Source organism: Chamaesiphon sp., from assembly GCF_041738855.1.
Classification (GTDB): Bacteria; Cyanobacteriota; Cyanobacteriia; order Cyanobacteriales; family Chamaesiphonaceae; genus Chamaesiphon.
This window is the reverse complement of sequence record NZ_JBGSPA010000048.1, coordinates 1-4,812: the sequence shown is the minus strand read 5'-3', so window position 1 is coordinate 4,812 and position 4,812 is coordinate 1. Positions and strand designations below refer to the sequence as shown.

4 protein-coding genes are annotated in these 4,812 nt (G+C 46.6%); 2 read left to right on the top strand and 2 right to left on the bottom strand.

Annotated elements, in window-relative coordinates; genetic code table 11:
• Positions 1-183 precede the first annotated feature (183 nt).
• Both cas6 and ACEW9I_RS05355 read left to right on the top strand, forming a co-directional pair.
• On the top strand, positions 184-1,341 hold the full coding sequence (gene cas6, locus ACEW9I_RS05360) for a CRISPR system precrRNA processing endoribonuclease RAMP protein Cas6 (protein ID WP_373539329.1): 1,158 nt from the start codon (positions 184-186) through the stop codon (positions 1,339-1,341).
• 167 nt (positions 1,342-1,508) lie between these two features.
• The gene (locus ACEW9I_RS05355) at positions 1,509-3,191 is read left to right on the top strand and encodes an alpha-amylase family glycosyl hydrolase (protein WP_373539328.1); all 1,683 of its coding nucleotides are present in this window, start codon (positions 1,509-1,511) and stop codon (positions 3,189-3,191) included.
• Between the two features lie 58 nt (positions 3,192-3,249).
• On the opposite strand, the gene ACEW9I_RS05350 is transcribed toward ACEW9I_RS05355, so the two are convergent.
• On the bottom strand, positions 3,250-3,888 hold the full coding sequence (locus ACEW9I_RS05350) for a hypothetical protein (RefSeq protein ID WP_373539327.1): 639 nt from the start codon (positions 3,886-3,888) through the stop codon (positions 3,250-3,252).
• Positions 3,889-4,134: 246 nt separating this feature from the next.
• Positions 4,135-4,665 carry a hypothetical protein gene (locus ACEW9I_RS05345; RefSeq protein WP_373539326.1) on the bottom strand — a complete coding sequence of 177 codons (531 nt, stop codon included), beginning with the start codon at positions 4,663-4,665 and terminating at the stop codon, positions 4,135-4,137.
• Positions 4,666-4,812: the final 147 nt, after the last annotated feature.

Sequence of the window (4,812 nt, the reverse complement as noted above, 5' to 3'; positions counted from 1 at the left end):
CCGCTAATTATCAACAAGCAGAGCTTATTGATAATAATTTATGAAACACTTAGTTTTTGAGGATTGGTAGTGATTGGCTCAAACACAGTCAGGTAATTGATTTGATGATGAGGCTAGCCTCATCGAACTCAGGTTAGTAGGATCTGCAATATCGCTTTCCATCCCCTAAGGGGAATTTTAATAATGGTCGATCTCAGCCAGAATTACCCGCACGTTCCACCCCAAACCGAACTTCTGGGGATCGCTATTACCCTCCAGCCACAATCCGACTTCTACCTGCGTCCCCAGTATGCCACCGCCCTCCACGGTTGGTTCCTCGATCGAGTTCGCAGCACCAACCCCACCCTCTCCCAACAACTCCACGACGGACAAGAGGAAAAACCCTTTACTATCTCTGGCTTCGCTGGCGATATCCCGACGATCGATCGACAATTATTGCTGAGTAAAAATCGATCGTACCAGTGGCAAATTACCGCTCTTTCCATCCCCTTATGCGACTGGTGCCGCGAGTGGTTAGCCGCACCCCCTACCACTCTTCGCCTCAATTCCACTACTTGCCGGATTACCGATTGGCAGCTTGTCTTACCACCGACGACCTACACCAAGATTTGGCAGCAAGCGGCTACCGATAATCGCCCCCTGGAACTCACCTTTACCAGCCCCACCAGTTTCCGCAAGCGCAAAAATCACATGCCCTTGCCGATTCCCGAAAACATATTCCAGAGCTATCTCCGCCGCTGGAACTACTTTTCCCCGCAACCGTTCGACCAAGATGAATTTTTGGATTGGGTTAATGACTGTATCGTCATTCTCCGCCACGACATTCGATCGAGCAAAGTTCAAGCAGGTAAGATTGGCTCGGTTACGGGTTTTATCGGTTCGATCCAATTAGGATTAACTACCCAAGCCCAGCGACACCTCGAATACTCTCAATTAGCCCGCGCTCTCGTCGCCTGCGCGCCCTATTTTCAAACCGGACACAAGGTTACTTTTGGTTTGGGGCAAACTCGATTGGGTTGGAGTGAAGCATTCGGTTCGCCTATTGGTATCACCTCTGGGCATAAAATAACTGACAAAACTGCCATTGTCGCCGCCAGAGCCGAACTCATTATTGTTAGAGAGCAAGAATTAGAACCCATTTTCCTCGATCTCAAGATCCGCCAGGGCGGACAACGTGCCAGTAAATCGGCTAAATTGTGGGCGCAGATTATCGCTCGGCAGGAAATGGGCGATAGCTTGAGATCGATCGCCGCCGATCTGAAAATGCCCTATGATACAGTCAAAAAGTATGCCCAACTTGCTAAAAAGAATTTGATGTCGTCGATCTCCGCTGAAACCTAAACTTCTATCATGTATTCGCCTACAGTCGCCAATGCGACAGACCTTGAAACAATAATACAATACGATATTGAAATCAAACAATTACAGAGCTTGGCTCGCAATATCAGGTTATGGTTAGATCGTTATCCGATTCCGCTGTTGAGAGCGTACTTAGAAACCCAGGGGCGATGTTTCCATCTCCAGAAGACTGGCGAGATTGTTGGATTTACTTTTTACTGGTCGATCGATTCAATCATCCCGTCAACCCACCCCGCTCGACCGCGCTTGACTTTCTGCCCTACCAAGGCGGTAATTTTGAGGGCATCAGACAGCAATTGCCCTACTTGCAACAATTGGGAGTGAAGGCGATCTGGCTCTCGCCCGTATCGATGAACCCCCAATGGTTTACCGACTATTATGGCGGTTATGCTACTTTAGATTTTTTGCGAATCGAGCCGCGCTTCTGCACCGATATCAATGCAGCAATAAACGATCCGACTGTGGCAGATCGCGAATTTCGCACATTGGTCGATGCCGCCCACGCTTTAGGAATCTACGTCATTCTCGATATCGTCATCAACCACGTCGGCGACTTGTTTAATTATGAGGGGATGAAAGATTCCTTACCGTGGAAAGCGCAACTGCCCGAATATCAAATTTTTTGGCGGGATGCGAGCGGGCGGGCGCGGGGCGAGCGACCGGATATCGGCAATATCCCTGGCTTGCTACCGACAGAGGGGGTGTGGCCGCAAGAGCTTCAGCGCAACGATTATTTTCGTCGTCGCGGCGATAATAACCCCAACGATCTCACCCAAGGCGATTTCGGTCGGCTCAAGGAAATCGTTAGCGCATATTTAGACACAACCAATAATAATTATCCAGTCAGAAATCATCTCATTCGCGCCTGCCAATATTTAATTGCCAAGTTCGATCTCGATGGGTTTCGGATCGATACCTTGCAATATGTCGAACCCGACTTCGCTCGCGTGTTTGGGAACGCGATGCGCGAATACGCACTGTCGATCGGTAAGAAAAACTTCTTCACCTTTGGGGAGATTTGGAGTGATGACGAGGCTCAAATCGCCCGCTTTGTCGGGCGCAACACTCAAATTAATGATGATGCGATCGGGGTCGATGCGGCGATCGACTTCCCCATGCGGCAACGCTTGGTCGATGCGGTTAAAGGCTTTGCTTCGCCGAGCGCGTTGGCAGGCCATTTTGACTACCGCCAGCAGGTACTCAGACGAATTATTAGCTCTCGCGGGGATGCGGGTCGCTACTACGTCACCTTTCTCGACAATCACGATCTCAACGAACGTTTCCATAACAGTGCTTTTCCCGCACAAACTCAAGTCGCGCTGACTTGCTTGTTATCGATGCAGGGCGTACCTTGCATTTATTACGGTACCGAGCAGGGATTAGAAGGACGCGGCGGTGTGCGCGAGTTTTCCCGTGGCACCCTTTGGGGCAGACCCGCTGCTTTTTCGACTAGTAATGACTTGTTTAGAACCATTTCCCAATTGAGCCAACTACGCGATCGCCAACCAGCACTCCGCTACGGTCGTCAATATTTTCGAGTTTGTAGCGGCGATGGCATTGATTTTGGCTATTCTAACAATCCTGGAGGGATAATCGCCTTCTCGCGGATTCTCAACGATCGCGAGGTGCTGGTCGTAGCTAATACCGATACTCGGAATCCCATCAACATTTTTGTGGCGGTAGATGCTAATTTGCACCAAGATGGCAAACGATGGGACGTGCTGTTTTCCACCGCTAGCTCCCCGACCGCTCCCGACCCCACTACCTCGCGGAATCGTTTCCGCAGGGTCAGAGTCAATCTTCAACCGATGGAAGCTCAGATCTTGGGCTGAGACTCGGAATTTTAACCAGCCAGAGCGATCGGCGAGCGATCTCTCTGGTTATCTAGAATTAGGCAAATGGAACCGAGCCAGCAATCGGTCGATTGGGCGGGCCGAATAAGTCTGCGGGAGTTTTACCTGGTAGTGGTAGGATTTGAAATAGTGCCTGGACTCTATTTGAATCGATCGCTACATAAGCTTCAAATGCCGGAAAAGGCTCGACTTTTCCCGCGAACGAGATCTTTTCTGCTACAAAATCAACAATGATTTCTCCTTTGACATCGATATCGGGAGAGCCGAAAAAGCAAGGATTGTTGGCGGCTAGATCGACAGAAATTATTGCTTTATTATCAGCGATCGTTGATGTCATTAATGACAGGTTCATTCTGCTAGTGTCTGCACTTTGCTTGCATTCTTCACTGCCATCTTCGCAATCTATTTCTACAGTCGGATCGCAACGATGCGACTGATTTAAGAGCAGATTATCGCCATCAATATATAGTACGCCTTCACTATGAAGGCGTGAAGATGCCCGACGACCGCTATCGAAACTTCTTTGGTCTGTCAAAAAGCAATCGCTAATAGCCAAAGGGCCAGCGATTTTTGTTTGGTTGGCATATTGACCGCTGGCTACCGTACTTGTTAAGCCAAAAATGTCGCGAGGAATAAAAGCATTAATCCAAAAAGCTATAATAGTTGGACGAGTCATAAGAATAGTAAATGCTGCACCGATCGAATAAGATCGATATTATCTTGTTTTTGTATTTTTAAGTAATATTTTCAATAGATCTTAACTTAAAGATTGACATTTAATCATCCAAACCAGATTGCAGAGCCTTTTAGTCGCAAAATGTGATTTAGATCCGCTGAAAGCCAACAATTGCAATCGATCTCAGTCAATCTATAGTCTTATGGCGGGAAGGGAGTATGCCTAAAGCCACCAGTCGGAAGTGGCTCATGCGATCGATTCTTCTATGCTAATAAAAATTGTGTGAAGAAAACGATGAATTCGGGTGCGAGATATTGTGGGCATATCTAAAGTTAGGTCTATTAAACTCTTTTTTGTGAGTTCGATTTCTCTAGTATCTTTTGGTGAAATTCCAAATTTCTGCATGGACAACCTTTTAATGTCTCGATATTCATACTTGTCTCCATTTAAGCTGTTAAGGTAATATTCATTGTCAACTATGAAAAAATGAGTGTTAAATACTTTGATAATCTTAGTGGATAATCGATCGTATCCGCTATTAATATGCCAATAATAGATTGGTATGTCCAGCCTGTCGATCTCGATATTCTCAATCCAATTCTCAAAGTGCAAATTATCATAAGCTGGAATTTTAATAATTGCGGTAACTCCACAGTCTGAAATTTCGATCAGGCGATCCGCCTCGATACTATGACAATCGAATCTAAGATTGAAATTGCGATTGAGGCTTGGATTATAAATTTCTCCTACTGACTTATCGGCACTAGCATCGAGCATTACTACTGACCTGAGTTCGATGAGGCTAGCCTCATCATCAAATCAATTACCTGACTGTGTTTGAGCCAATCACTACCAATCCTCAAAAACTAAGTGTTTCATAAATTATTATCAATAAGCTCTGCTTGTTGATAATTAGCGGTCATT

Excerpts from the sequence above, each read along its gene's own strand:
- ACEW9I_RS05350 (WP_373539327.1), bottom strand. The coding sequence starts at position 3,888 with ATGACTCGTCCAACTATTATAGCTTTTTGGATTAATGCTTTTATTCCT.
- ACEW9I_RS05355 (WP_373539328.1), top strand. The coding sequence starts at position 1,509 with ATGTTTCCATCTCCAGAAGACTGGCGAGATTGTTGGATTTACTTTTTA.
- ACEW9I_RS05345 (WP_373539326.1), bottom strand. The coding sequence starts at position 4,665 with ATGCTCGATGCTAGTGCCGATAAGTCAGTAGGAGAAATTTATAATCCA.
- cas6 (WP_373539329.1), top strand. The coding sequence starts at position 184 with ATGGTCGATCTCAGCCAGAATTACCCGCACGTTCCACCCCAAACCGAA.